At 68.1% G+C, this 25991-nt stretch carries 22 protein-coding genes; 15 read left to right on the top strand and 7 right to left on the bottom strand.

From position 1 onward, the window contains the following. The first annotated feature begins 28 nt into the window (after window positions 1-28). From JJJ14_RS10120 to JJJ14_RS10130, 3 genes are all read left to right on the top strand, one after another. Window positions 29-619 (top strand): hypothetical protein, encoded by a 591-nt coding sequence (locus JJJ14_RS10120; protein ID WP_101558713.1) that lies wholly within the window; start codon window positions 29-31, stop codon window positions 617-619. A gap of 70 nt (window positions 620-689) precedes the next feature. Then, the gene (locus tag JJJ14_RS10125) at window positions 690-1280 is read left to right on the top strand and encodes a hypothetical protein (RefSeq protein ID WP_101558714.1); all 591 of its coding nucleotides are present in this window, start codon (window positions 690-692) and stop codon (window positions 1278-1280) included. 196 nt (window positions 1281-1476) lie between these two features. Beyond that, window positions 1477-2865, top strand: a complete 1389-nt coding sequence (locus JJJ14_RS10130; protein WP_201444035.1) for an IS30 family transposase — start codon at window positions 1477-1479, stop codon at window positions 2863-2865. A gap of 225 nt (window positions 2866-3090) precedes the next feature. On the opposite strand, the gene JJJ14_RS10135 is transcribed toward JJJ14_RS10130, so the two are convergent. The 3 genes from JJJ14_RS10135 to JJJ14_RS10145 form a co-directional block, all read right to left on the bottom strand. After that, window positions 3091-3966: a glycine betaine ABC transporter substrate-binding protein gene (locus tag JJJ14_RS10135; RefSeq protein WP_101558716.1), complete on the bottom strand. Its 876-nt coding sequence runs from the start codon at window positions 3964-3966 to the stop codon at window positions 3091-3093. Between the two features lie 66 nt (window positions 3967-4032). Further along, on the bottom strand, window positions 4033-4911 hold the full coding sequence (locus tag JJJ14_RS10140; protein ID WP_101558717.1) for an ABC transporter permease: 879 nt from the start codon (window positions 4909-4911) through the stop codon (window positions 4033-4035). Next, complete coding sequence (locus tag JJJ14_RS10145; protein WP_101558718.1) at window positions 4911-6206, bottom strand: quaternary amine ABC transporter ATP-binding protein; 1296 nt, start codon at window positions 6204-6206, stop codon at window positions 4911-4913. Before JJJ14_RS10145 ends, JJJ14_RS10140 begins: the two co-directional genes overlap by 1 nt. 646 nt (window positions 6207-6852) lie before the next feature. Between JJJ14_RS10145 and JJJ14_RS10150 the strand changes: the two genes are divergently transcribed. From JJJ14_RS10150 to JJJ14_RS10185, 8 genes are all read left to right on the top strand, one after another. Next, entirely contained in the window at window positions 6853-8064 is a 1212-nt protein-coding gene (locus JJJ14_RS10150) for an ROK family transcriptional regulator (RefSeq protein WP_236592803.1), read from the top strand. 97 nt (window positions 8065-8161) lie between these two features. Further along, window positions 8162-10372 carry a 1,3-beta-galactosyl-N-acetylhexosamine phosphorylase gene (gene gnpA / locus JJJ14_RS10155; RefSeq protein ID WP_201444036.1) on the top strand — a complete coding sequence of 737 codons (2211 nt, stop codon included), beginning with the start codon at window positions 8162-8164 and terminating at the stop codon, window positions 10370-10372. 145 nt (window positions 10373-10517) lie between these two features. Next, window positions 10518-11810, top strand: a complete 1293-nt coding sequence (locus JJJ14_RS10160; RefSeq protein WP_236592804.1) for an extracellular solute-binding protein — start codon at window positions 10518-10520, stop codon at window positions 11808-11810. A gap of 66 nt (window positions 11811-11876) precedes the next feature. Further along, window positions 11877-12830, top strand: coding sequence for a carbohydrate ABC transporter permease (locus tag JJJ14_RS10165; RefSeq protein WP_003787199.1), 954 nt, complete (start codon window positions 11877-11879; stop codon window positions 12828-12830). Continuing rightward, the gene (locus JJJ14_RS10170; RefSeq protein WP_201444038.1) at window positions 12827-13690 is read left to right on the top strand and encodes a carbohydrate ABC transporter permease; all 864 of its coding nucleotides are present in this window, start codon (window positions 12827-12829) and stop codon (window positions 13688-13690) included. Before JJJ14_RS10165 ends, JJJ14_RS10170 begins: the two co-directional genes overlap by 4 nt. An 84-nt stretch (window positions 13691-13774) precedes the next feature. After that, window positions 13775-15193, top strand: a complete 1419-nt coding sequence (locus tag JJJ14_RS10175; protein WP_201444039.1) for a phosphoglucomutase/phosphomannomutase family protein — start codon at window positions 13775-13777, stop codon at window positions 15191-15193. Window positions 15194-15215: 22 nt separating this feature from the next. Further along, window positions 15216-16058 (top strand): nucleotidyltransferase family protein, encoded by an 843-nt coding sequence (locus JJJ14_RS10180; protein ID WP_201444040.1) that lies wholly within the window; start codon window positions 15216-15218, stop codon window positions 16056-16058. Continuing rightward, window positions 16055-17320, top strand: a complete 1266-nt coding sequence (locus JJJ14_RS10185) for a galactokinase family protein (RefSeq protein ID WP_236592805.1) — start codon at window positions 16055-16057, stop codon at window positions 17318-17320. The genes JJJ14_RS10180 and JJJ14_RS10185 overlap by 4 nt, the downstream gene beginning before the upstream one ends. A 19-nt stretch (window positions 17321-17339) precedes the next feature. On the opposite strand, the gene JJJ14_RS10190 is transcribed toward JJJ14_RS10185, so the two are convergent. After that, a complete protein-coding gene (locus JJJ14_RS10190; protein WP_201444041.1) occupies window positions 17340-18683 on the bottom strand; it encodes an arginine deiminase in 1344 nt (447 codons plus the stop codon). A 195-nt stretch (window positions 18684-18878) separates the two neighbouring features. On the opposite strand from JJJ14_RS10190, the gene JJJ14_RS10195 reads away from it, so the two are divergent. The 4 genes from JJJ14_RS10195 to JJJ14_RS10210 all read left to right on the top strand — a co-directional run bounded on the left by JJJ14_RS10195 (window position 18879) and on the right by JJJ14_RS10210 (window position 22207). After that, window positions 18879-19073, top strand: coding sequence for a hypothetical protein (locus tag JJJ14_RS10195; protein ID WP_201444042.1), 195 nt, complete (start codon window positions 18879-18881; stop codon window positions 19071-19073). Between the two features lie 536 nt (window positions 19074-19609). Next, a complete protein-coding gene (locus tag JJJ14_RS10200; RefSeq protein ID WP_236592806.1) occupies window positions 19610-20398 on the top strand; it encodes a sensor histidine kinase in 789 nt (262 codons plus the stop codon). Continuing rightward, window positions 20391-21062 (top strand): response regulator, encoded by a 672-nt coding sequence (locus tag JJJ14_RS10205; protein WP_201444044.1) that lies wholly within the window; start codon window positions 20391-20393, stop codon window positions 21060-21062. The genes JJJ14_RS10200 and JJJ14_RS10205 overlap by 8 nt, the downstream gene beginning before the upstream one ends. A 65-nt stretch (window positions 21063-21127) precedes the next feature. Then, on the top strand, window positions 21128-22207 hold the full coding sequence (locus tag JJJ14_RS10210; RefSeq protein ID WP_101558727.1) for a 1,4-dihydroxy-2-naphthoyl-CoA synthase: 1080 nt from the start codon (window positions 21128-21130) through the stop codon (window positions 22205-22207). A 381-nt stretch (window positions 22208-22588) separates the two neighbouring features. Here JJJ14_RS10210 and JJJ14_RS10215 read toward each other — a convergent pair whose 3' ends face one another. The 3 genes from JJJ14_RS10215 to JJJ14_RS10225 are packed head-to-tail and all read right to left on the bottom strand — an operon-like array spanning window position 22589 to window position 25908. Further along, window positions 22589-23542, bottom strand: a complete 954-nt coding sequence (locus JJJ14_RS10215) for an anti-sigma factor (protein WP_201444045.1) — start codon at window positions 23540-23542, stop codon at window positions 22589-22591. After that, on the bottom strand, window positions 23539-24171 hold the full coding sequence (locus JJJ14_RS10220) for a sigma-70 family RNA polymerase sigma factor (protein WP_003787220.1): 633 nt from the start codon (window positions 24169-24171) through the stop codon (window positions 23539-23541). The genes JJJ14_RS10215 and JJJ14_RS10220 overlap by 4 nt, the downstream gene beginning before the upstream one ends. 39 nt (window positions 24172-24210) lie before the next feature. After that, window positions 24211-25908, bottom strand: a complete 1698-nt coding sequence (locus tag JJJ14_RS10225) for a cytochrome c biogenesis protein CcdA (RefSeq protein ID WP_201444046.1) — start codon at window positions 25906-25908, stop codon at window positions 24211-24213. Window positions 25909-25991 lie beyond the last annotated feature (83 nt).

A 25991-nucleotide genomic window follows, 5' to 3' on the forward strand; every position in this document is an offset into this window, starting at 1 on the left:
CGGCAACTGACTGAATCGGAGATGCACAATGCCCCCGTACACCACCCCCACAGGAGGCAACACTCCTTGGAAGCCAGCCGTCCCCCTGTGGGGGGTGGTGTACGGGCGGATCGGATTGGGCATTCTTGAGGCCATCACTCTTGGAGTGGTTGTAGCCATCTGGTCCACCCTCACTCGCGCCGGACTCAGTTCAGACCAGATCACAGGATTCGCCGCTCTGGCAACCGCAGTGCGAGAAACGCTCGACGCAGCATCGATGCGCCTGACCATGCGCATCCAACGCACCAACGACATGAATGCGGTGCAGCGGACCGTGGCAGCTCTCATCTGTCCCGCCATCGGCGCGGTGCTGGCAGGCATGGTCTTCGCACCGTACTCCGTCATCCAGTTGACTTTGGTCACTTGGGCGTTATTTATGCTCATCACGTGCACACTGGAACAGCCGTGGAAGACTTCGATGTCCTATGAGGAGATGAAGGAACGCGGCCGTCAGACCCGGCTGATGACGCGGGAGCACTTCGCCGAGGAGATCGCCGATGGCCGGATGACCTTCCGCCCCATCGATGACGAGGGCTACTACCTCGACGAGGACGGCAACCGCATCGAGACGGACCGATAGGTCAAGAGGGCGACCAGCCGGCAATATCACAAGTTTCTCCGGCGTCACCCACCACCTTGAGAGCACGACCATGGAAGCACATACTGAGAATAGAGAAGTCAACGAAAAACCTTGGGAACCTCCCACCCCCCTTCAGACAACAGTGATAGGGCAGATCATTGTAGGGATTCCCGAGGCGCTGATCCTGGGAATTCTGATAGGAATATGGTCTGCACTCACCCGCTTAGGGCTGAACTTCGACCAGGTGACAGGCATCTCCATACTGACAGTCCTTGCCCGAAAGACGGTCGACACCGCCATGATACGCCTCATCATGCGAACCAGACGATCGCCGGACTATAAGGGAGCAGCAGCAACGGTCATCTCTTTCGTATTCGCGCCCATTGCAGCCGCTGCATCAGCCTTCTTCATCCCGACATTGCCCACAGCCCTGTACATGACAGGTTTCGTATGCCTGTTCTTCATCATCGTCATTTGCTTGACTGAAAAACCATGGAACACGTCAGTGAGTTATGAGGAGCTCAAGGAACGCGGACGCAAAGTTCGCATCATGACCCGGGAGCACTTCGCCGAGGAGATCGCCGATGGCCGGATGAACTTCCGCCCCATCGATGACGAGGGCTACTACCTCGATGAGGACGGCAACCGCATCGAGGACTGAGAGCCCCCGCCCGCGGTCGCTGCGCTCAGAGCGCGAGTCGCGGCGGCGCCGGTCCTGGCCGGGGACATTCCACGCGTGCGGGTGCAATTTCTTCTGGCCGGGGACATCCTGCGCGTGCGGGGACGGTGGGGTCTGGTGGTGGATGCACCACTCGTGGGAGGGGTGTTTTGTGTCTGGTACTGGGGTTGGTCAGGATGTGCGTCGTGATGCGGTGGCGCGGGTGGTGGCTGGTGAGTCGGCCTCGGCGGTGGGTCGGGTTCTGGGGTACCGGCGTGGGACGGTGAGCCGGTGGTGCCAGGCGGCGGGGGTGGAGCTGGTGCGCGGCCCCAAGGGCGGCACGCTCGAGGCTGACCAGGCCAGACGCGCCAAGGTCGTTCAGGCCGTCCTGGCCGGAGCGTCCCTGACCCGAGCGGGAGCCGAGGCCGGGGTGACTCGGGACACCGCCAGGCGGTACTGGCACGATCAGGCCATGGAGGACGCAGCAACAGCATCAAGACGCTCGTCAGGACGCTTAACGGGGCGGCGGGGGCGTGAGGGCTGGTCGGCGTCGGCCTGCGCCGGGCGGGTCGGGCGCGGGCAGCGCGTCAGCGACGCCGAGCGGGTCCTGATCGCTCAGGGCCGGGCCCGCGGGGAGTCGGCCGCCGCCATCGCCCGCATTCTGGGGCGGTGCCGTCAGACCGTCTCACGAGAGATCACCCGCAACACCGGCCCTGACGGGGTCTACCGGGCCCCAGGGGCCTCAGCTGCGGCCCAGGAGCGCCTGGCCCGCCCCAAGACCAGGAGGCTCGACGCCGATCCCGTCCTGCGCGCCGAGGTGGTGGCCCTGCTCGAGGACGGGGCCAGCCCCCGCCAGATCAGCGCGCGCCTGCGCTGGGCCCACCCCGACAATGAGTCCATGCGCATATCCCATGAGCAGATCTACCAGGCCCTCTACGTCCAGGGCGCCGGGAGCCTGCGCCAGCAGCTGCGGGTGGACAAGGCCCTGCGCTCAGGACGCACCCGGCGCCTGCCCCGCTCACCACTGGCCGGCCTGCCCCGCAGATCCAACCGTCCCTGGATCGAAGGAGCCCAGATCAGTGTGCGCCCGCCCCAGGCCGCCGACCGGGCCGTGCCAGGGCACTGGGAGGGCGACCTGGTCATCGGCGCCGGCGGGCGCAGCGCCCTGATCACCCTGGTGGAGCGCACCAGCCGCTTCGTGCTCATACACCGCCTGGGCGCCGGCCACGACTCCCAGACCGTCACCACCGCCTTGCAGACCATGGTCGCTGACCTGCCCCGAGCCGTAAGGGCCTCGATCACCTGGGACCAGGGAAGCGAGATGGCCCGGCACGCCGACTTCACCGCCGCCACCGACATCCCGGTCTACTTCGCCGACCCCCACAGCCCCTGGCAGCGCCCCACCAACGAGAACACCAACCGCCTGATCCGCGAGTACCTCCCCAAAGGCACCAGCTTCACCGACGTCACCGACACCCAGGTCCAAGCCATCCAGGACCGCCTCAACCGCCGACCCCGCATCGTCTTGAACGGACAGACCCCAACTGAGAAACTCAACGACATCATCAACGGTGCAAACACCACCTGACCCCACCGACTCTTCCCTACAACCGGGGGCATCTCACGCGTCGGGGGACCGGACTCCTGTCCCCGACGGCGTCGAATGCCCCCGGCTGGAGCAGGACGCACCCGGCCGCGCGGAATGCCCCCGTCGGTGGGCCACCTGCACCGCCCGGCGGGTCCGACCGCACCGCCCAGCGGCTCGCACTTGCACCGCCCGGTGAGCACGCCCAAGCCCTACGGAGGTCCGGCGTCAGGACTTCTTGAAGTCGTACTGCGGGTACTTCTTGGCCCAGGCGATGGCGGCCTCATCCTCCCGGCCCTCACCGTAGGTGTTGACGACAAGGTCCTCGAGGCTGCCGTAAGTGGCCTCATCCATCGTGATGGACTTGAGCCACGTGGCGATCTCCGGGTAGTCCTGCGCGAAGCCCTCGCGCCCCAGGAAGTGAAGCCCCTCCCCCTTGCCGAGCGCGCCCTTGGGATCCTTCAGGTCCCGCATGCCATAGGTGGTGTTCGCCCAGAAGGGGTGCCACAGGGTCACGACGATCTCCTGCTTGGCATCGACGGCCTTCTTGAGCTCGGCCAGCATCCCGGTGGTGGAGGAGGTCAGGAACTTCATGTCCCCCAAACCGTAGGCGGGGATCACGTCCTCCTGAGACACCTTGGTCAGACCCGCACCCGGCTCGATACCGATGATCTTGTTGCCGATCTGCGAGGCGTGGGGCTTGATGTCCTCGATCGACTGCATGGAGGAGTAGTCCGGGACGGACCAGCACAGCTGAGCCGAGTCGTAGTAGGTCCCCAGATCCTCGATGTAGGTGCGGTACTTGTCCATGTAGCTCTTCTGGGTGACGTCCGGCCACGCGGAGGGGAAGAGGTCGACCGCCCCCTGACTGAGGCCCGCGTACAGCGGTCCGGCCTCACTGAGATCCATGAGCTTGATCTGGTAGCCGGCCTTCTCCAGCTGCGTCTTGAGCAGGTGGGTCATGGACAGCCCATCGCTCCATGACGGAAGAAAGCCGAGGCGGAGCCGCTTGCTCCCACCGGAACCCTGACCGCAGGCGGACAGGGCGCCCGCCGCCGCCAGGGAGGCCAGAGCGGCGGAGAAGGTGCGGCGGGAGGTCTGCATGGTGTTCCTTCGATACGTGCCCGACGCCGGTGAGGGCGAAGTAGAAAAGCGTCGTCGAGTCATGGGTCACCGCTTCTTGATGAGTGAGAGCAGCGAGCCCTTCTCCCGCGGCGCCCCGAGGGCCGCGGTCACCCGGTCGAGGTAGATCGCCAGGAACACGATGGACAGGCCCGCCTCGGTGCCCTTGGCGATGTCGATCGTCGCGAGCGCCTTGACGACCTCCTTCCCCAGGCCGTCGGCACCGACCATGCCCGCGATAACGGCCATCGACAGGGCCAGCATGATGACCTGATTGACGCCCGCCATGATGGTGGGGACGGCCAGGGGCAGTTGGATGCCCCGCAGGATCTGCCAGTCGGTGGCACCGAAGGAACGCCCCGCCTCCACGGTCTCCTTGTCCACCTGCTTGATGCCCAGCTCGGTCATGCGCACCCCGGGGGGCATCGCGAAGATGAGCGTGGCAAACATCCCGGGCACCACCCCGATGGAGAAGAACAGGACCGAGGGGATGAGGTAGACGAATGCCGGCATCGTCTGCATGAGGTCGAGGACCGGGCGGATGAGGACGCTGACGTACTTGTTGCGGGCGGCCCAGATCCCCAGGGGGACGGCGAAGACGAGGGCGGTCAGGGTCGCCAGGGTCACCAGGACCAGCGTCTCCATCGCGTTGACCCACTGCCCCAGGGAGATGATGATGAGGAAGGTGACGGCGGTCCCCACCGCCAGCCTCCACGACTTCGCCATCCAGGCGATGAGGACGAAGACCACCACCATGAGCAACGGGGGCACGGCCAGGAGCAGGTCCACGAGGTTGTCGTTGACCAGGGTGCCGGCCCGGGAGATCGCGGTGAGGAAGCCATGGAGGTGGACCTGGATCCACTCGATGAGGACCTCGACCGCTGTGCCCAGGGGAATCTTGGGAAGAGGAGTCTGTACGGGAATCATCAGGCGTCGGCTCCTTCGGCCTCGGTGGTCTCACTGGCCTTGCCGGCCTGCTCGTCGGTCTGCTCCGCGGCCGGATCGGCGCTGGAGGCACTGGCGGCGCTGGATGCCCCGGCCTCCTGGTTCTGCTCACTGATGGCGGCCAGCAGGGTGACGCGCGGGATGACGCCGGAGATTCGTCCGTCGTCGTCGACGACGACGATGGGGGCGGCGTGCTGCGCGGCGTGGGCGAACAGCTCGTTGACAGGGGTCGAGTGCGACACGACCGGCATCTCGTGGATCGTGGACAGCGGCAGGGCGTTGGAGCCCTCCTTGACTGCCCGGGCGACGTCGTCCTCCCAGACGTAGCCGAAGGGTGTGCGGTCGCGGTTCTGCACGAGCAGCCACGGCGGCTGGTTCTCCCGCAGGAGCTTGTGGGCGGCGTGGGGGCTGCGGTCCGAGCCCAGGACCGCGTACGGGGGCTCCGCGATGGAGCCGGCCGTCAGGACCCGGCTACGGTCGACGTCGGCCACGAACCGAGAGACGTAGTCGGAGGCCGGGTCGCGCAGGATCTCCTCGGCGGTACCGACCTGCTCGACGCGACCGTCACGCATCATGGCGATGCGGTCTCCCAGGCGCATGGCCTCGTTGAGGTCGTGGGTGATGAACAGGATCGTCTTGCCGAGCTTGCCCTGCAGGTCGATGAGCTGGTCCTGCATCTCCCGGCGGATGAGCGGGTCGAGCGCGGAGAAGGCCTCGTCCATGAGCAGGATGTCGGTCTCGGCGGCCAGGGCCCGGGCCAGGCCGACCCGCTGCTGCATGCCACCCGAGAGCTCACCGGGCTTGTAGCCGCCCCACCCCTCCAGGCCCACCAGGGACAGGGCCTCTTCTGCCCGGCGCTCGCGCTCGGAGCGATTCACGCCCTGAATCTCCAGACCGTAGGCGGCGTTCTCCCCCACCGTCCGGTGCGGCAGGAGGGCGAAGTTCTGGAAGACCATGGAGACGCGCTCGCGGCGCAGCTCGCGCAGCTTCGACTTCGAGACGTGCGCCAGGTCCTCCCCATAGAGGGTCATGCTGCCGGCCGTGATGGGCAGCAGGCCGTTGACCATGCGGATGAGGGTGGACTTCCCGGAGCCCGACAGGCCCATGACCACGAAGATCTCGCCCTTGTCGACGTCGAAGGAGGTGTCGATGACGGCGGCGGTCTGCCCTGACTTCCTCAACTGGTCCCGCGTCCTGCCGGCCTTGAGCTTCTTGACGCCGTCGGACGGTCGCCGCCCGAAGACCTTGTAGACATGGTTGGCCTCAATGACTTTCACTGCACTCCTCACGATCTAGCTCCTGGCCTGGCCGCGAGAGTCCGGAAGACGAGTTGTGAGAGCCGTGTCCGGACCCAGCGACGACGGCAAGCCCGTTTTATGGTCCTGCGCAGTGTTCGAGTGGTCAATTTGAGTAGGCGCAGAATCCCGCGAGTTCAGGGGACTTCAGGCCTTGACACGCCCGCGGGCGTGTCCGGAGCCACGTTCGCGGAACAGGGTGGAACCCACCCGGCGCGCACGGTCGGGCATGAACGTCCATAAGCATCGAGAATGCTTGAAATCATCACGAACATCGCAACTCCCCCGCAGCCTCGCACCGCACGCACACAAACGTGACACATAACCAACAACGTCCGTATGTGCAACCGGAACTCCTCAGGGCCGAAGAATGTGATGATAGTCTCATTTACGTCGCAGCCCGTTCCGCGCCGCAAGAGAACAAGCCGGACGCCCACCGAAACCCCCTCCCCGCTCACCTGGAATCACTACGCTGAGGGGCACGCCCGCGGTCCGCAGGACCAACCGGGCACCGATGGAGGAGGAGGAGACTGCCGTGCCGGCTGCAGGATGGATCCCGGCGGACGGACCGGATCTCTGGGGCCCCCTCGGAGGCCCGGGCGCGCACAGACCCAAGGCCCACGCCGACGTGCGCATCTCGAACATGTCCCTCATCCTGCGTCACCTTCAGACGAGCCCCACCCTGTCGCGCACGCGCCTGGCCCGCGAGACGGGGCTGTCCAAGGCGACGGTCTCAACCCTGGTGGCCGAGCTGTGCTCCCGGGGGCTGCTCATCGAGGAGGAGCCGGACCTGTCGGGCAACGTCGGCAGACCGAGCACGGGCCTGCGCACGGCTCCACGTACAGCGGCCGGCATCGGCCTGGAGATCAGTGGCGCCTCGCTGCTCCTATCCATCACGGACCTGACCGGAGAGGTCGTCGCGCGCCGCTGCGAGCTCGTCGACGACGCCGGACACCGCCCCGAGACGATGATCGAGCACGTCGCAGCCATGCTGTCCCAGGCCCTGGAGCAGCTGACGCAGCAGGGGACGACGGTTCCGGGAATCGTCCTGGCTCAGACCGGGATCATCGACTACACCGACAACACCGTGCGCTACTCCTCCACGCTGGAGTGGCACGACGTCGCCGTGGCGGACCAGGTCCGCGACGCAGTCGCCCGCCGCCTGGGCCCGGGAAGGAGCGTCCCCACCATCACGCTGGAGAACGACGCCAAGCTCGCCGCACTGGCCACCTACGAGCGCTACGCGCAGGACGGGGTGCGCAACCTGCTTTACCTGTCGGGCGGTGAGGGGATCGGCGCCGGCATCATCTCCGACGGCCACCTCCTGCGCGGCTGGCTGGGTCTGACCGGCGAGGTCGGCCACATGCCCGTGGAGCCCGAGGGCCTGGCGTGCCGCTGCGGGCGGCGCGGCTGCTGGGAGACCCGCTCCGGACTGCAGGCCCTGACCTCGATCTACCCGCCGGGCGACGCGGTGCGCGACGAGACCACCTCCCTGGATGAGCGCATCGAGCTCCTGCGCCAGCGCTTCGACGCCGGGGATGCCGAGCTCACCCGGAGACTGGAGCTCTCCCAGCGGGCGCTCGCGCGCGCCCTGGCGATCCTCACGGACGTCCTCAACCCCGAGGTGATCGTGTTGTCGGGGTACCTGGCCGCCTTCGCCGACGTGTTCATCTCCCCCACCGCCTCCGCCCTGCAGGACCGGCTGCTGGACCAGCGCGCCGCCGTGAGGCTGGAGACCTCCCACCTGGGCCAATGGGCCTCGTCGTACGGGGCGGCCCTGGTGGCGCTGGAGTCCGTGCTCGACAACCCCACCCTGGTCGATCTCAGGCCCACCTCCTAGCCGCCACCAGGCATATCGACCGCCTCGCCAGTAGCGGACGGGCGCCGCATGCTGTAGTTTGTTCGGAGTTCAGACTATTCAGCCCGAAGGAGTGCTGATGTCTCTTCAGACCCAGCCCGCGGCGCCGCTCCCCTCTCAGGCGGGGGGACGCCTCACCCTGCCGATCCAGACCGGCATGGATGACGAGGTCCGCCGCCTCATCGCCCGCCTGGGCGCCGACGCCGTGCGGAACTCCGACGGCACCGAGCTGCCCGGTATCGTCTCGGAGCTGGCCACCAAGGTCTATTCCACGTACTTCGTGGGCCGCGGCGACAACGCCTGGGCCGACGCCCACCCCGATGAGGCCACGCGCATCTTCCTCATGTCCGACAGGGTCTCCGCCACTGCTGACGGCCCCGTGAGCATCGACCTGCTGGCCTCCTGGTTCGCCGACCAGGTCCGCCCCGATACCGGCTGCGACGTGACGCGCTGGTGGCAGGCCCACGACCGCACCACCGGTCAGGAGCTGCCCGCCTCCGCGTGGAGCATCGAGGCCGACGGACGCACCGTCACCGTGCACGCGGCCCTCGCCGGGCACGTCTACACCGTCAGCTTCCTGGCGGTCCAGACCTGGGACCCGACCCAGATGTACAACTACCTCACCAACGGCTGGGACGAGGACCCCACGCGCGTCAAGGAGAAGCCCTTCGACGTGCGCCACGAGGCCACGTGGTCCCACGTGCGCGCCCACCTGAGCGCCTGGCTCACGGAGCACCCCGAGGTGGACGTGGTCCGCTTCACCACCTTCTTCTACCACTTCACCCTCGTCTACGGCGCCGACGCCACCGAGCGCTTCGTCGACTGGTTCGGCTACTCCGCCTCGGTGAGCGTCCCCGCACTGGAGGCCTTCGAGGAGGAGTACGGCTACCGCCTGACCGCCGAGGACTTCGTCGACGCCGGCTACTACAACTCCCCCTTCCGGGTGCCCACCCGCGCCTTCCGCGACTGGATCGACTTCCAGCAGCGCTTCGTGTGCTCCCGGGTGCGCGAGCTGACCGACGCCGTCCACGCCCAGGGCAAGGAGGCGATGATGTTCCTGGGCGACAACTGGATCGGCACCGAGCCCTACGGCGAGCACTTCGCCACCACCGGCCTGGACGCCGTCGTCGGCTCGGTCGGATCGGGGGCGACCTGCCGGATGATCGCCGACATCCCGCACGTGCGCTACACCGAGGGCCGGTTCCTGCCGTACTTCTTCCCCGATGTCTTCCACCCGGGGGGCGACCCCGTCTCCGAGGCGAACCGCAGCTGGCTGGAGGCCCGGCGCGCCATCGTGCGCTCCCCCCTGGACCGGATCGGCTACGGCGGCTACCTGTCCCTGGCCGTCGAGCACCCCGACTTCATCGACCGCGTCGAGCAGATCGTCGCGGAGTTCCGCGCCATCCACGAGCGCTCCGCGGGGCTGCGTCCGCTGACCCCCGGCTTCAAGGTCGCGGTCGTCAACTCCTGGGGCCGCCTGCGCTCCTGGATGACGCATATGGTCGCGCACGCCCTGTGGTACCGCCAGACCTACACCTACCTGGGGGTCCTCGAGGCGCTGTCGGGCCTGCCGGTGGACGTGGAGTTCCTGTCCTTCGACGACGTGCGCGCCGGCCTGGCCCCGGACGTCAAGGTTCTTATCTGCGCCGGCGCCGAGGGCACCGCCTTCTCCGGGGGCGAGCAGTGGGCGGACTCAGAGCTGGTGGCCCAGGTCAGCTCCTTCGTGGCCGGCGGCGGCGGCCTCATCGGGGTGGGAGCGCCTAGCGCCCACCCCGCCCACGGGGTCACCTTCCAGCTGGCCGACGTCCTGGGCGTGGACCGGGAGATCGGCTGGGGCCTGAGCACGCGCCGTCGTCCGCCCGAGGTGGAGGAGCACTTCATCACCCGGGACCTGACCGGCGGTCTCGACGACGGCGAGGGCACCCCCGACATCGTCGTCACCAGTCCCGCCACCCGGGTGCTCGACACCGCGGACGGCCAGGTCCGCCTCGCGGTCCACGAGCTGGGGAGGGGCCGGACGGTGTACGCCACGGGACTGCCCTACAGCGCCCAGAACTCCCGACTGCTGCACCGGGCCATCTTCTGGGCCGCGGGGTGCCAGGAGGACTTCTCCGCCTGGGCGGCCCTCGACCCCAGGGTTGAGGTGGCCGCCTACCCCGATGGCCGCACCACCCTCGTCATCAACAACTCCCTGGAGCCCGTCACCACGACGGTGCCGACGCCCCAGGGTCCCCGGACGGTCCGTCTGGAGGAAGGAGGGCACCAGTGGCTCACCGCTGCCTCGCAGTGAGCACCCCCGTTCCATATCCACGCTCCACTCACGGGCGCGCACCCGCAACACCGACAGCACCGACAGCTCCCTGTCACCGCCCCGCCGCGCCCCCACTCCTTCCGGCAGACGCCGGGCCTTTTCAATGACGAAGAAGGAAACTCCCATGAAGAAACACGCACTGGCCGCCTCGCTGCTCGCCTTCGCGATGCTCACCGCCGGCTGCTCGGCCACGACCGGCTCATCCGGCTCGGCCTCCTCCGGCGGCGTCATCCGCTACCTGCACCGCCTGCCCGACGGCGAGGGGATGACGAAGGTCAACGACATCGTGGCCCGCTGGAACGCCGCGCACCCCGACATGAAGGTCGAGGCCACCAAGTTCGACGGCAAGGCCGCGGACATGAACGTCAAGCTGGAGAACGACGTCAAGGCCGGAACCGGCCCCTGCCTGGCCCAGGTCGGCTACGCCGAGATCCCCAAGCTCTACGCCTCCGGCCTGCTCACCGATGTCTCCTCCCAGGCCGAGAAGTACAAGGAGCACTTCTCCGAGGGGTCGATGTCGCTGATGACCGTGGGCAAGACCGTCGTCGGCCTGCCGCAGGACTCCGGCCCGCTGGTGTACTTCTACAACAAGGCCGCCTTCGACCAGCTCGGGCTGAAGGTGCCCACGACGAGCGCCGAGCTGGCCGAGGTCGCCAAGAAGGCGGCCGAGCAGGGCAAGTACGCCCTGGCCTTCGAGCCCGACGAGGCCCCCAACACCCTGGCGGGCCAGGCGGCCGCGGCCGGCGCCCAGTGGTTCAGCGCTGAGAACGACAAGTGGAAGGTCAACGTCGCCAGCCCCGAGACCGCCAAGGTCTCCTCCTTCTGGCAGGGGGTCCTGGACTCCAAGTCGGCCCTCGTGGCCAACCGCTGGGACGACGCCTTCGGCAAGGCACTGGTCGACCAGCAGCTCATCGGCACCATCGGGGCCGCCTGGGAGGGCGCGCTCCTGGCCGACACCATGAAGGACTCCCCCAATGCCGGGTCCTGGGCGGTCGCCCAGCTGCCCGCCTTCGGTGACAAGGCCATGTCCGGTCCCGACGGCGGCTCGGGCGTGGCCGTCCTCAAGGGCTGCTCCAACCCCGAGGGGGCCATGGCCTTCAACGACTGGTTCAACACCCAGGTCGACGACCTGGCCACCCAGGGACTGGTCCTGACCGCGAAGGCCCCGGTGAAGACCCCGCAGACCATCTCCACCTTCTTCGGAGGCCAGGACGTCTACGCCGAGTTCACCAAGGCCAACGCGGCCGTGAACTCCAAGTTCGGCTTCATGCCGACCTGGCCCTCCCTGGCCGACCCCATGACCAAGGCCGCCGAGGCGGCCGGGAAGGGGACCGGCAAGGTCGATGAGATCTTCCAGGCGGCCCAGAAGACCTCGGTCAGCTCCCTGAAGGACGCCAACCTGCCCGTCGCCGAGTAGGCGATCGAGCACAGCCCAAGGGCAGACACAGGCAGCCACCGGCACCACGATCGAAGTGAGAGCATCATGAGCACGACGACAACGACCACGGGCGCATCCGCCATCCGCACCACCTCGCTGCGAAAGCGCAGGGAGGCCCGGGCGGGCATCGGGTTCGTGGCCCCGTTCCTGGCCATGTTCGCCGTCGTCTTCCTCATTCCGATCGTGGTGTCGGTCTACCGGTCCTTCTTCCGCGACGTCGCCTCCGGCTCGGACCTCTACGGCGGCGGGGAGAAGGTGAGCACCTTCGTGGGCCTGGACAACTACGTCCAGGCGGCGGGACAGCCCGCCTTCTGGAAGGGACTGGGGAGGGTCCTGCTGTTCGGCGTGGTCCAGGTCCCGGTCATGATCCTGGCGGCCCTCGCCCTGGCGCTGGTGCTCGACTCCCTCCTGGTGAAGCGGGTGACGGTCTTCCGCCTGGGCTTCTTCCTGCCCTACGCGATCCCCGGAATCGTGGCCGCGATCATGTGGCTCTACATGTACAACCCCAGCTTCTCCCCCATCAATGAGCTGCTGGGACTGGTGGGTCTCAAGGTGGACTTCTTCGGTCGCAGCATCATCCTGTGGTCGATGGCCAACATCACGACGTGGACCTTCACCGGGTACAACATGCTCATCTTCCTGGCGGCGCTGCAGTCCGTGCCCCGCGAGCTCTACGAGGCCGCCCGCATCGACGGGGCCACCGGCTGGCAGATCGTCCGGCGCATCAAGATCCCCATGGTTCGTTCCGCCTCGCTGCTGGCGGTCCTGCTCTCCATCATCGGGACGGTGCAGCTGTTCAACGAGCCCACTGTTCTCTACAGCCAGAACCAGTGGATGGGGCTGGACTACACGCCGATGATGATGGCCTACAACTCGATGACCGGTGCGCTCTCACCGTCCGGCTCGGGGCCGGCCTCGGCGATCTCCGTCCTCATCGCCCTGGTGGCCGGCGTCCTGGCCGCCCTCTACGCCCTCGTGCAGAACAGGATCGACAAGTGAAGCCCACCGACACTCCTCGCTCGCTGCGCCCGTCGGTGCCCGCACGGGCCGTGACCATCGCGGTCCTGGTCATCGTCCTGGCCTACATGCTCGGCCCGGTCTACTGGCTCATCGTCTCCTCCACCAAGTCCAACTCCGACCTGCTGACCACCTCGGGGTGGTGGTTCTCCGGACGCAATAGCTTCTCCACCAACTACAGCGCGCTCATGAGCTGGACCCAGGGGCTCTTCTGGCGCTGGATCCTCAACTCCCTGCTCTACTCGAGCGTCGCCGGGGTGCTGGGCACGCTGCTGTCGGTGGCCGCCGGCTACGGCCTGGCGAAGTTCGAGTTCGCGGGTCGGGGCGCCGTCCAGGTCGTCATCCTCTCCGGCCTGCTCATGCCCATCGCACTGCTGACCATCCCGCTGTACCTGGTTCTCGACGCCGTGCACCTGACCAACACCGTCTGGTCGATCATCCTGCCGTGCTCGGTCAGCCCCTTCGGGGTCTTCCTGGGCCGCGTCTACGCCGACTCCTCGGTGCCCAACGAGATCATCGACTCCGCCCGCATCGACGGGGCCAGCGAGATCCGTATCTTCTTCACCATCGTGCTGCGGCTGCTCGCTCCGGCGATGGTGACCATCTTCCTGTTCATCTTCGTGGCCACCTGGAACAACTTCTTCCTGCCGCTGATGACCATCAACTCCGCCGAGCTCAAGCCCGTCACCCTGGGGCTCTACGGCATGTCGACCTACTTCAACCCCCAGTACGGGGCGCTCCTCCAGGGCGCTCTCCTGGGCGTCATCCCCCTGATCGTGCTGTTCCTGGGCCTGCAGCGCTTCTGGCAGTCCGGCCTGGCGGCCGGCGCCGTCAAGGGCTGAGCCCCAGCAGCGCCCTCCCTCACCACACCCCTATCCACCTCGCCGCCCCGTCCCGGGCAACGGCGCCTCCGCAGAGGAACCCCCATGATCCACTTCGGCACCGGCGGCTGGAGAGCCGTGATCGGCGATGAGTTCACCCGCGCCAATGTCAGGCTCCTGACCCAGGGGCTGGCCAACCGCATCCTGAAGGAGGGCACGGCCGAGCAGGGCGTCGTCATCGGCTACGACCGGCGCTTCCTGTCCGATACCGCCGCCTGGTGGGCCATTGAGGTGCTCGTCGGCAACGGCATCCGGGTCACCCTCATCGACCGCCCCTCCCCGACCCCCACCACCATGTGGACGGTGCGCCGCCTGGGGGCCGCCTACGGGATGGCCGTGACCGCCTCCCACAACCCGGCCCTGTACAACGGCATCAAGATCTTCCTTCCCGGTGGCCGCGACGCCGACCAGGCGGTCACCGACGAGCTCACCGCCTCCCTGCACGGCCTGACCGACGCGGACGTGCGCAGCGTCGAGCCTCATAAGGCCCGCTCCAGCGAGCTGGTCACCATCCAGCGCTCCATCAACTGGTACCTGGACGCCATCATCGACAAGCTCGACACCGAGACCATCCGCCACGCCCACATGCACATCGTGCTGGACCCGATGTTCGGGGTCTCCGAGACCAGCCTGCAGACGATCCTGCTGACCGCCCGCTGCCAGGTGGACGTCATCCACGACCGCCACGACCCTCTCTTCGGGGGCCGCATGCCCTCACCCACTGAGGGGACCGTCACCACCCTGCGCAACGCCGTCGTCGAGTCCGGCGCGGACCTGGGCATCGCCACCGACGGGGACGCGGACCGCCTGGGCATCATCGATGACACCGGCGCCTACCTCACCCCCAACCAGGTCCTGGTCCTGCTCTACGACTACCTGCTGACCCGCAAGGGGTGGAGTGGTCCGGCTGTGCGCAACATGTCCACCACTCACCTGCTGGACCGGGTCGCGGCCGCCCACGGGCAGGTCTGTTACGAGGTGCCCGTGGGCTTCAAGTGGATCAGCGCCAAGATGGCCGAGACCGGGGCCGTCATCGGGGGCGAGTCCTCCGGGGGCTTGACCGTGCGCGGTCACATCCCCGGCAAGGACGGGGTCTACGCCGGCTCGCTACTGGTGGAGGCGGTGGCGGCCTCGGGCAAGCGGCTCTCCGAGCTCTACGCCGACATCGTGGCCCGGTACGGTGAGCTCGTCATGGTGGAGAACGCCTACGGCTTCACCTCCGAGCGGCGCACCGAGCTTGAGGAGCGCATCTTCGGGGCTCACGACCTGCCCAACTTCACCCACGATGTCGAGCGCGTCTCCTGGCAGGACGGCTGCAAGGTCTACTTCACCTGCGGCGGCTGGGTGACGATCCGCTTCTCGGGGACCGAGCCGCTCCTGAGGGTCTTCACCGAGATGCCCACCGGTGACAAGGCCCGGGCGACCGCGGCCGCCGTCGCGAGCCACTACGGTCTGGATGCCTGAGACGGGTAGGAGGAAGGAACCCATGACAGACGCGATCACTGAGACGGTGGACGGCGCGGCGGAGCGCACCCGTGTCGCCGTCGTCCTGGCCAGGGGCCTGGGCACACGCATGCGGGCGAGCAGCCCGGCCGGCTCCGCCCTGACCTCCCAGCAGGCCACGGCCGCGGCCAGCGGCTACAAGGCCCTCATGCCCATCGGCGAGCACCGGCTCATCGACTACAGCCTCTCGGCCCTGGTCGACGCCGGGATCGAGCGGGCCGTCCTAGTCGTGGGGCCCGAGCACGAGGACTTCCGCCGCCACATCGACTCCCTGGAGCTCACCCGGCTCACGATCGACCTGGCCGTCCAGGTCAACCCGCTGGGGACGGCCGACGCCGTCCTGTCCGCCGAGGCGGCCGTGGACGGGGAGCCCTTCCTCATGGTCAACGGGGACAACTACTACCCCCGTCGGGTGCTGCGCGACCTGGCCCGCCACCGGGGCAATGCCCTGGCCGGTTTCGACCGTGCCGCCCTGGTGGCCGAGTCCAACATCCCCGCCGAGCGGATCGCCGCCTTTGCCCTCGTGCGCGCCCGCGACGGGGCGCTGGAGGAGATCGTGGAGAAGCCCTCAGCGGAGGTGGTCCGGGCCGCTGGGCCCCACGCCCCGGTGTCGATGAACGCCTTCCGGTTCACCCCGGAGATCTTCGCCGCCTGCCGCCGCATCACCCCCTCGCCGCGCGGCGAGCTGGAGATCGTCGACGCCGTGCGCGCCCTGCCCGGTCCGGTCTCGGTCCTCTCTGCGACCGGCGGGGTCCTGGACCTGTCGCGGCGTGAGGACATCGCCGAGGTCGAGGCCCGCCTGTCCGGGACGGAGGTGTCACTGTGAGCCGGGGGACGCAGGGGGCGTTGAGTGAGGCGCCCGAGGAGACCGCCTGGCGGGTGCCCGGGCGCATCGAGGTGCTGGGCAAGCACACCGACTACGCCGGCGGCTCGGTCCTGGTCGGCGCCGTCGACCGGGCGATCACAGCACGGGCGCGCCGCGTGGCGGGACCGCCGGGATCCCTGACCGCCACCACGGACTGCGGCGATCCGGTCACCCTGCGCGCCGGGGTGGACCCGGGCCTGGAGCCGGGCCACTGGGGCCGCTACCTTCAGACCGTGCTGGAGCGCCTCACCCTCAACTTCGGGGCGGGCGCCGCGGCCCACCTGTCCCTCTCCTCGGACCTGCCGCCGGCCTCCGGGATGAGCTCGTCCTCCGCACTGGTGTGCGCCACGGCCCTGGCCCTGGCCTCCCTCAACGGCTGGGACGAGGATCCCCGGTGGGTCGAGTCGATGCCCGACCGGCTGTCCCTGGCCGGATACCTCGCCGCCGTGGAGGGCGGACGGGCGTGGCGGGACCTGCCGGGGACCAGCGGGGTGGGCACCCGCGGAGGGAGCGAGGACCACACCGGCATGCTGTGCGGCGCCCAGGACCGGCTGCTCCTGGCCGGATTCGACCCGATGCGCATCGATCAGACCATCTCCTTCCCCACCCAGTGGGCGCTCGTCGTCGGCGTGAGCGGGGTACTGGCCCACAAGACCGGTGCGGCCCTGGAGGACTACAACCGCGGGCCGAGCACCGTCCAGGCGGTGCTGGCCAGGTGGAATGAGACCACCGGACGCACTGACGCCTCCCTGGCCGGTGCGGTCAGGCACCTGATCGGGGAGACCACCGGCGAGCAGGCGGCCGGCGACCCGGCCCTGAAGGAGCTGCTGGGGCTGTGCGAGCCCGGCTACGAGAGACAGCGCATCGAGCAGTTCCTCACCGAGTCCCTCGTCCTGGTTCCCGCCGGCGCCCGGATGATCGCCGCGGCCGACCCGGGCGTGGGTGACGTCCTCCAGCGCTCCCAGGAGCTGGCCGACCGCGGCCTGCGCAACCAGGTGCCGCAGACCCGGCTCATGGTGTCACTGGCCCGCCAGGCGGGCGCCATCGGCGCCTCCTCCTTCGGCGCCGGGTGGGGCGGGTCGGTGTACGCCCTGGTGCGGGCCGATGAGGCCGAGACCTTCGCCGCGCAGTGGCTCGGGGCCTACCGGGACCGCGAGCCGGGCGCGGAGCAGGCCGCGGTGATCGTCACCAGGCCGGGCCCGGGGGCCCGCCGGCTTCTCTGAGCGCCCTGGTCGACCGGGCTCACACCGCGTCGCGGGTGACGGGGCAGGTCATGCAGTGCGAGCCGCCGCGGCCGCGCACGAGCTCGACGCCGGGGGTCTCGACGACCTCGATGCCGGCCTTGCGCAGGGCGTCGTTGGCGCGCTGGTTGTGGGCGTAGCCGATGACGCGCCCGGGGGCCAGGGCCACGACGTTGCAGGAGTCCCGGGCGAGCTCGCGCAGGGCCTCGGCCTCGTCGGAGGCGCCGGGGCTGATGACGCGGAAGGAGTCGATGCCGGCGGCGCGGGCGAGGACCGCATCCATCTGAGAGCCGTCGTGGACCGTCACCTGGAGGGAGCGTCCGGTAGCTGCGGGCTCGATCTCCACGGTGGTGACCTCGGTGAATCCGGGGAAGCGCAGGTAGGTGTCGGGGCTGACCATTGTCATGAGGGTGTCCAGGTGCATGACGGCCTCGAGCTGGGTGTAGAAGGCGGCGTCGGGCATGTGGACGCCGATGACCCGGTCGGCCACGCCGGAGGCGAAGAGCTGGGAGGCCAGGCGCTCCACGCCGGCGGCGGTGGAGCGGTGGGTCAGGCCCATGACGAGGGTCCGGTTGCCCAGGATCTGGAAGTCGCCGCCCTCGATGGTTGAGGCGGCCGAGACCCGCCCCACCTCGCGCCACAGGCGGGCATTCGGGTCATCGGAGCCGGCGAGCTCGGCCAGGCGCGGGCCGAAGGCCGGGTGGTAGCGGTAGACGGCCTCATAGCCGATGGCCTCACGACGGCGCGGCTCCAGGGCCATGGAGTTGACCGAGACCCCGCCGTAGAGCCAGGCCGACGCGTCGCGGGTGAAGAGCAGGTTGGGCAGGGGGGTGACGACGAACGGCCCCTCGAGGGTGGACAGGTAGGTGGAGGAGAACAGGTCGCGCCCCTCGGAGGAGCTGAGGCGCTCGCGCAGCTCGGTGCGGGTGATGCCGCTCAGGAGCACCTCGGCGAGGTCGGCGTCGGGAAGGGACTGGAAGTAGTCAATGAGCAGCTCGGAGGCGGAGACGCCGACGACGTCGGGACCGACGGCCTCGTCCAGGACCAGCCGGCGGGCCTCGGAGACGGCCAGGACCTCGGTGAACAGCTCGCGGAAGTCGTGGACGATGACTCCCTCGGAGCGCAGGATCGCGGTGAAGGCGTCGTGCTCGGCCTGGGCCCGGGGGATGTTGAGGGCGTCGTCGAAGAGCAGGGAGTCGGCGTTGATGGGGGTCAGGCGGGCGATCTCCCCGCCGGGACGGTGGACGATCACCTCGCGCAGGGCGCCGGTCTCGGAGTCGATTCGCCCCCCGCCCTCGGCCACGGGAACGAAGGGACGGCTGGCGGTCACACCGGTCTGTGTCATGGGCACAGAGTAGTCGGAGGCCAGGGGAGTCTCCGCCCGGTCGCCGGGAATGGTCCGCACCATCGTCGTTGCCCACCACCGACAGGTTTTGTTGAGCGAAGAATCAACCGGGACGGCGAAGAACGCAGTTGGCGCAAACCACAGGAATGGTAAGATAAATTGTTCATAACACCCCCTGAGACAGGAGTTCCCTCCATGAAATCTGTTGTCCGCATCTCTCTTGTCGCCCTCCTCATGGCGGGCTTCGCCGCGCCGGCCAGCGCCGCGCCGACCACCGCCCCCGCACGGCACGATGACTCAGCAAGCACCTTCGGGAAGCCCTTCTACGACTTCTGCGTCTTCCCACCCTCCATCTTGTGCGACAGGTCAAAGAACCGCTGGTACTCCTGAGAAGCATCTCCGTCGCCATCCCTAAGCCCACCTCTTAGGGATGGCGACATCTTTCCGCCACCAAGCACTCGAGATAACCCCCAACCACAGCCTCAGCGCCCACCTCAAGGACCATGCAGAACGGCAGTTTACTCTCACGACTCTGGATGCGACACCAGAGGTTTTTACCGCACCTGAGGCGAGCCACGCTCATTTCATTCATCATCCCCCTCATCCTTTTGGATGCCTTCACCTACATCACCCTCAAAGATGACATAAGTGCAATAATTATCGGGGAAATATTTCAGACACTCTCATTCCTTCCGTACGTCTACACAAAAGACCGGCGAGTCGGAGTAGCCATTTTCTCCATAGCACTCCTCATCATCTTTTACGTTGCAGGATCGCGCCTGGTGTGGGCATGGATTCTTACATACGTCATAGTCGCCGACCTCACGGTGGCCAGAAAATTTAAGCTCGCTCTTATTCAGCTCTCCGCATTCCTTCTGGCGCAACTCATTGCAGGAATACCACTCCTTCCCGTGACATTTTGGACAATGTTCTGGGGAATCCTGTCCGCCTCCTTCGGAGTCCTGATCCGCAACACCAAAGACCGCCTGGAGGAGATGCAGCGGGAGGCGGAGCGTTCCAAGGAGATCGCCGCCGAGCTCATTCAGCAGCTACGCCGCGACATCGCCGACAGTCTCCATGACGACCTGGCCGCCGACCTCACCCGCATGCTCATCATCTCACGCTCCATCAGGCTCCCCCACGGCGATGACCGCGACCGTGTCCTCGACCTGCAGGACCGAACTCAGCAGGCCCTCGCCCACCTGCGCCTGCTCATCCACAACCTCGCCGTCTCCCAGGGGCCACCCAAGGAGGAGCCCACCCTTCAGGAGATCATCGGCTCCAGCGCCTCCACGCTGGCGCAGCGCGAGATCGTTCTGGACGCCGACCTCGACGGTATCGAGAGGATTCCGGCGCTGCACCGCTCCGAGCTCGGCCGGCTCCTGGTCGCCTTCATCCGCGAGAACACCCTCAACGCCCTCAAGTACAACTTCCCCCGCGATCTCGTCTCCCTCGTCGTGGAGCAGGAGCAGGACACTCTCTTCATCAGCTTCAGCTCGCCCTGGCACGATCAGAAGGTGCCTGAGGAGATGCACGGGGGGTACGGTTTATGGGCCCTCCAGGACCGGTTCGAGAATGCCGGAGGCTCTTTGAGCTCAAACCGGATCGGAGCCTCCTGGACCGTTCTCGCCAGTCTTCCCTGGAACGATATCGCCACACCAACCACTACTGCGAGATCCCTCATGTCGCCACCGGACGGAGCCGCTTATGCCTAGCCACACCCTGCGTTCCCTGCGAGTCCTCATCGTCGATGACGACCCGCTCATTCGCACCACCTTCGCCGAACAGCTCGACTCGCAGCGGGCCATTACCGTCGTCGCCGCCGCCTCCGGCGGACGCCAGGCCATCAGCCTGCTCATGACCGGGCAGCAGCCCATTGACGTCGTCCTGCTGGACAGCGATATGCCGGATATGGATGGTGCCCAGACCGCGAGAGCGATCTATGAGCGCTTCCCCCGGATGCCCATTGTCATGTTCACCGTCTTCAGTCGTGACGAGATGCTGGCCGAGGCTCTGGCTGAGGGCGTCAACGGCTTCATCACCAAGGACGAGAGCACCGAGAACGTCGCGGCGGCGCTGCTGCGTGCCAGCCGCGGCGAGCCCGTCATGTCCTCACGCCCCACGAAGATGCTCGTCAGCGCCTACCAGTCCGAGCAGAAGCGCGCCACTGCGGAGGCCCGCATCCAGGAGCTGGTCAACGAGCTGCCGCCCCGTCTGCGCGATATCTACACCTGTCTCCTGGAGGGGCTGACCAACCGGCGTATCGCCCGCAAGCTCGGCATCTCTGAGAACACCGTGCGCATCTACGTCTCCGAGGTCCTCCACCGCCTCGGCCACACCTCGCGCACCGAGCTCATCTCCGCGGCCCTGGGGAACTAGGGGCGACGGCGACTGCTTTCGGCACCCTGGGGCGGGACGAGCCTCGCCGGCCCTACGCTGAGGCCATGAACGCCACCACCGCCCACCCGCTGCCGCGCCGAGTCTCAGAGATCTTCTCCCCCGACTGCTGGCGGGAGGTGTCCGGTTTTCCCCACGCCGAGGCCGGCACGGAGCCCTCCCAGCAGCAGGCGCAGGCCCTGACGGACATCACCTATCACAGGGGCTGCGTCCGAGACGAGGACGGCACCTGGCTCCGGGACCTGCCAGTGGTCCGGGTGGCCTTCAACCGGCCCGAGGTCCGTAACGCCTTCCGGCCCCGCACCGTCGATGAGCTCTACCGGGTCCTGGACCACGCGCGCATGAGCGGCGACGTCGGCGCCGTCATCCTCACCGGCAACGGCCCCTCGCCGCGCGACGGCGGCTGGGCCTTCTCCTCCGGCGGCGACCAGCGCATCCGCGGCCGGGACGGCTACCGCTACGAGCGGGAGACTTCACCACAGTCCCCAACGGCCGCCGGCGAGCCCGAGGACCGCGCCTACAGCCACGAGGCCGACGTCGCAGCCGCCCAGGCCCGCCTCGACACCGCACGGGCCGGCCGACTCCACATCCTGGAGGTTCAGCGCCTCATCCGCACCATGCCCAAGGCCGTCATCGCCGCTGTCCCGGGCTGGGCCGCCGGCGGCGGTCACAGCCTCAACGTCGTGTGCGACTTGTCGCTGGCCTCGATCGAGCACGCGCGCTTCAAGCAGACCGACGCCGATGTCGGCAGCTTCGACGCCGGCTACGGCTCCGCGCTCCTGGCCCGGCAGGTCGGGGACAAGCGGGCCCGCGAAATCTTCTTCCTGGCCCGCACCTACGACGCCGTCACCGCCGAGCGCTGGGGCGTCGTCAATGAGGCGGTCCCCCACGCCGAGCTCGAGGAACGGGCCCTGGAGTACGCGGCCACCGTGGCGGGCAAGTCCCCGCAGGCCATCCGCATGCTCAAGCTCGCCTTCAACCTGGCCGACGACGGCCTGGCCGGCCAGCAGGTCTTCGCCGGCGAGGCCACTCGTCTGGCCTATATGACCGACGAGGCCGTGGAGGGGCGCGACGCATTCCTCCAGCGCCGCACTCCTGACTGGTCGCCCTTCCCGTACTACTTCTGACCCGGAGCCGCCACGACCACATATGAGGGAACAGGCGCGATATATCGAGGGTATTCAGAATTGTGGTGAGAACTGTGGCGAGTATCGAAATGAAGAAAACGATCTCAATGGGGATCGCACCTTTGAGATTCTCCACTGATTCCCGCTGGATTCGGAAATAGAAGTGCGCATTGTTGTCCGCTCATCGCGGCGATGACCGACCTCGTCGCCGGCCACATCCGCCCGACCTCAGGAAACCGCGGAATGACGGGAAATCACCCGAGAGGTACTGACGTCCATCAGCATTGGGGTCAGTGTCTCGAGAGCGACTTTGCTGTTACATACATCACGATTCAGGCGCTCGTGTCGCCCCGGCGCACCGCGCCCCACCCCGGTCCACCGCTAGGCGGAGTCTCCGGTGGGAGCGGCCGAGGACGCAGGGCTCGGCGAGCCGGTGGCGGCGCCGGACCGGCCGGAGTCCTCACTCACTCGCAGGGTGACCAGGGGCGGCGTCGTCGGCTGGGCCGATCCTCCGGCCGGCTCCATGGTGATGACGATCTGCTGGCCGGGCTTGGGCATGACGTCGAGGAAGGAGAAGCCGGCCCCGTCCCGGGGGTCGTAGACGCCCAGTGAGGTGGTCGTCTCCCCCTCCTTGAGCCAGACCTGGAGGCTGCGCCCACTGGCGGACTCCTTCATGGCGGCCGGGAGGGTCAGCGCGGTCATGCTCATGTCCCGGGACCAGGTGAGGGTCGCGACGTGCCCGTCGGGCATCGTGTCGGTGACCCGCTGGACGTCCTGGGCCTGGTTGAGGTGGGCGTAGTGCTGGGTCGAGGCCATGGAGCTCGCCATGGAGTCCATGGCCTCATCGACCGCGCCCCGCACGCTCCAGCGCCCCACACCGATGCCGACACCGACCAGGACCACGGCCGCGGCCGCCCGCAGCAGGCCGGTGCGCCAGGCCGAGCGGCGACGGCGGTGCGCATCGAGACTGAGGACCTCAGAGCCCACCGAGTCGCCATCACTGTCGCCATCACCGTCGCGGTCACTGCCACTGCCACCGTTGCTGCCGCCGACAGCGTCGCGGTCGCCGGCGTCCTCCTCCGCGGTGTGGTCGGCCTGGTCTGCGCGTTCCGTCTGGGGCTCGCGCGCAATGGTCTCCAGAAGGGAGGCGCGGATCGCTGCCGGCGGGTCCACGGGCCGTAGCGAGGCCCCCAGTAGGGCGGCCGTCTCCGAGTCGAGCTCGTCGTCGAAGTACTCGACGTCGTCTCCACTCTGTGTGCCGTCGAGCCCCTCGGTGCCCTGCGCATCGGCGTCGCCGTTGATGGTGTCCTCGTGAGTGTCGTCGCGGTCGCTCATGACTGCACCCCCAGCTCTCGTCGTAACCGTGCCATTCCGTCCCTGATGCGGGTTTTGACCGTTCCCAGCGGCGTGCCCGTGCGGCGGGCGATCTCGCGGTGGGTCAGGCCCGTGAAGTAGGCCAGCTCAATAGTGGAGCGGTAGGGCTCCCCCACCGCCTCGAGCGCCCGGTGCACCTGCTCGCCCACGAGTCTGTCCTCGACCTGCTGAACCGTCTGGTCGACGTCGGGCATGTAGTCACGCCAGCGGCTCTCCCGCTCCCGGGAGGACTGGGAGGAGCGGACCCGGTCGATGGCCCGGCGCCTGGCCATGGTCACCAGCCAGGCCCGGACGCTGCCCCGCGCCGGGGAGTAGGAGCCGGCCGTGCGCCACACCTCGAGGAAGACCTCCTGGAGGACCTCCTCGCTCTGGGCGCGATCGACGACGATCTGGACGATCAGCGCGAACAACCGAGAGGACCAGGCGTCGTAGAGGCGGGCGAAGGCGTCGGCGTCACCGTCGGCCACCTGCGCGATCCACTCTCCCTCTGAGCCGGCGCAACTGCTGCGTGTCACAGGGGAATGGTAGGCCAGACCGCGGGCGGAGACGGTGCGCGTCCCGGTCCGCGCCTCCAGCGTCGCCAGGCTCATCGCACCGTCTCCTGCGTCATGTCCGCTCTCACCGCCGGGTCACCCGAAGGTGAAGGAGTAGAGCTGCAGTCCGGGCGAGGCCTCCAGCTCGAGCTCGCCCGATCCCACCTCCTCACTGTGGACCAGCTCCATCCCGTTGGGCACGCCGGAGACGTGGGTGGTGCGGGTCTTCCCGTTGACCGTCCAGGTCAGGTCCCCCTCGCCGGAGACGACGAGGTTGACCTGCTTACCGCGGTAGGACAGGCGCAGGCGGCCCTTGCCCTCGGTCGGGGTGATGGACTGCGGCTCCACTGTCCACGTGCCGTCCAGGGCGAAGGTGTCGGCCTGGAGCCGGGAGGGGAAGGAGAAGGTGTGCTGTCCCTTCTGGAGGGTTCCCTGGGCGAAGCCGGAGGCCCGGTCGGAGCCCAGGTAGGTCTCGGGGGTGCGGGGGCTGTTCGTGCCGGCGTCGTCCTTCGCCTCGGAGAAGACGGGGGCGGGGAGGGTCACCTTCGGGTTGGCCTGCATGAGCAGCTCGCGGACGAGCTTCTCCGTGGCCGCCTCCCCGCCCTCTCCGACATGGGTCTGGCGGACGTTGCCCTGAGCATCGGCCAGGTAGTGGGCGGGCCAGTAGTGATTGTCGAAGTTGGTCCAGGTGGTCAGGTTGGAGTCGACGGCCACGGGGTAGGTGATGCCGAGGCGCTTGACGCCGCCACGCACGTTGTCCACCTCCTTCTCGAAGGCGTACTCCGGGGAGTGGACGCCGATCACCTGCAGGCCGGAGGCGGCATAGGTCTCGTAGAGCTTCTCGATGCCGGGGACCGAGCGCTGGCAGTTGATGCACGAGTAGGCGAAGAAGTCGACCAGGGTGACCTTGCCGGCGCGGCTCTGCTGGGTCAGGGGCTGGTCGCCGGGCGTGTTGATCCAGGCCACTGCGCCGTCGATGGCAGGGAGGGGGCCGCAGTCACCGAGAGTGGCGGCTCCGGGACGGCAGGGACCGGATGCGGAGTCGCCGTGGAGGAGGTCGTCGGTGCGGGCCTGAAGGGAGGCGGTGTAGTCGGGCAGGCGGCGCTGGAGCGCGGCCGGGGCGTCCAGGACCAGGGCCACGGCCAGCCCGAGCATGACGACGCCGGCGGTGACGCGGATGGCGCGCTGGCGGGTGCGGAAGGCCTGAATCCTCTCCGTGATACCGCGTCCGGCCAGGGCGAAGGCCAGCAAAGGGATCGCTGTGCCAACGGCGAAGGACACGGCCAGGGCGACGGTGTCGGCGCCAATCCTCCCGGTGGCTCCCGCGACAGCGACGGCCGCCAGGACCGGGCCCGCGCAGGGCACGTACGCAGCCCCCAGGACCAGGCCCAGAAGGAAGCCGTTGGAGGGGTTCTTCGAGCCGCCGAAGCGCTGGAAGCGCGCGAAGGGGCGCTCGAGGATCTCCATGACCTTCGGGACCATCATGCCCAGGCCGATCAGGGCGAGCATGACGATACCGATCCAGCGGATGAGGTCCTGCGGCAGGTGGAGCAGGCTCAGCACGGTCGATCCGAGGAGCGTGAAGACCGTGAAACTGACCACAAGGCCGGTTACCACGAGGTAGGGGTGGAAGCGGGAGGCGAAGCCGCCGTCGGCCCCCTTGTCATCGCCGCGTGCGCCCTGTGCTCCTGCGGAGAGGAGGATGACGGGGAGCACGGGAAGAACGCACGGGGAGATACCCGTGATGAGCCCTCCCAGCAGCCCGATGGCCACCAGACTCGAGACGGTTGTCACGATACTTCACCCTTTCGGTCAGTTTCTTGTTGCTAGTCTCGAAAGAGGTTCGGAGCCATCGGCAACGGGGATTGTCGAACAAC

The organism is Actinomyces sp. HMT 175 (genome assembly GCF_016694895.1).
Lineage (GTDB): Bacteria > Actinomycetota > Actinomycetes > Actinomycetales > Actinomycetaceae > Actinomyces > Actinomyces oris.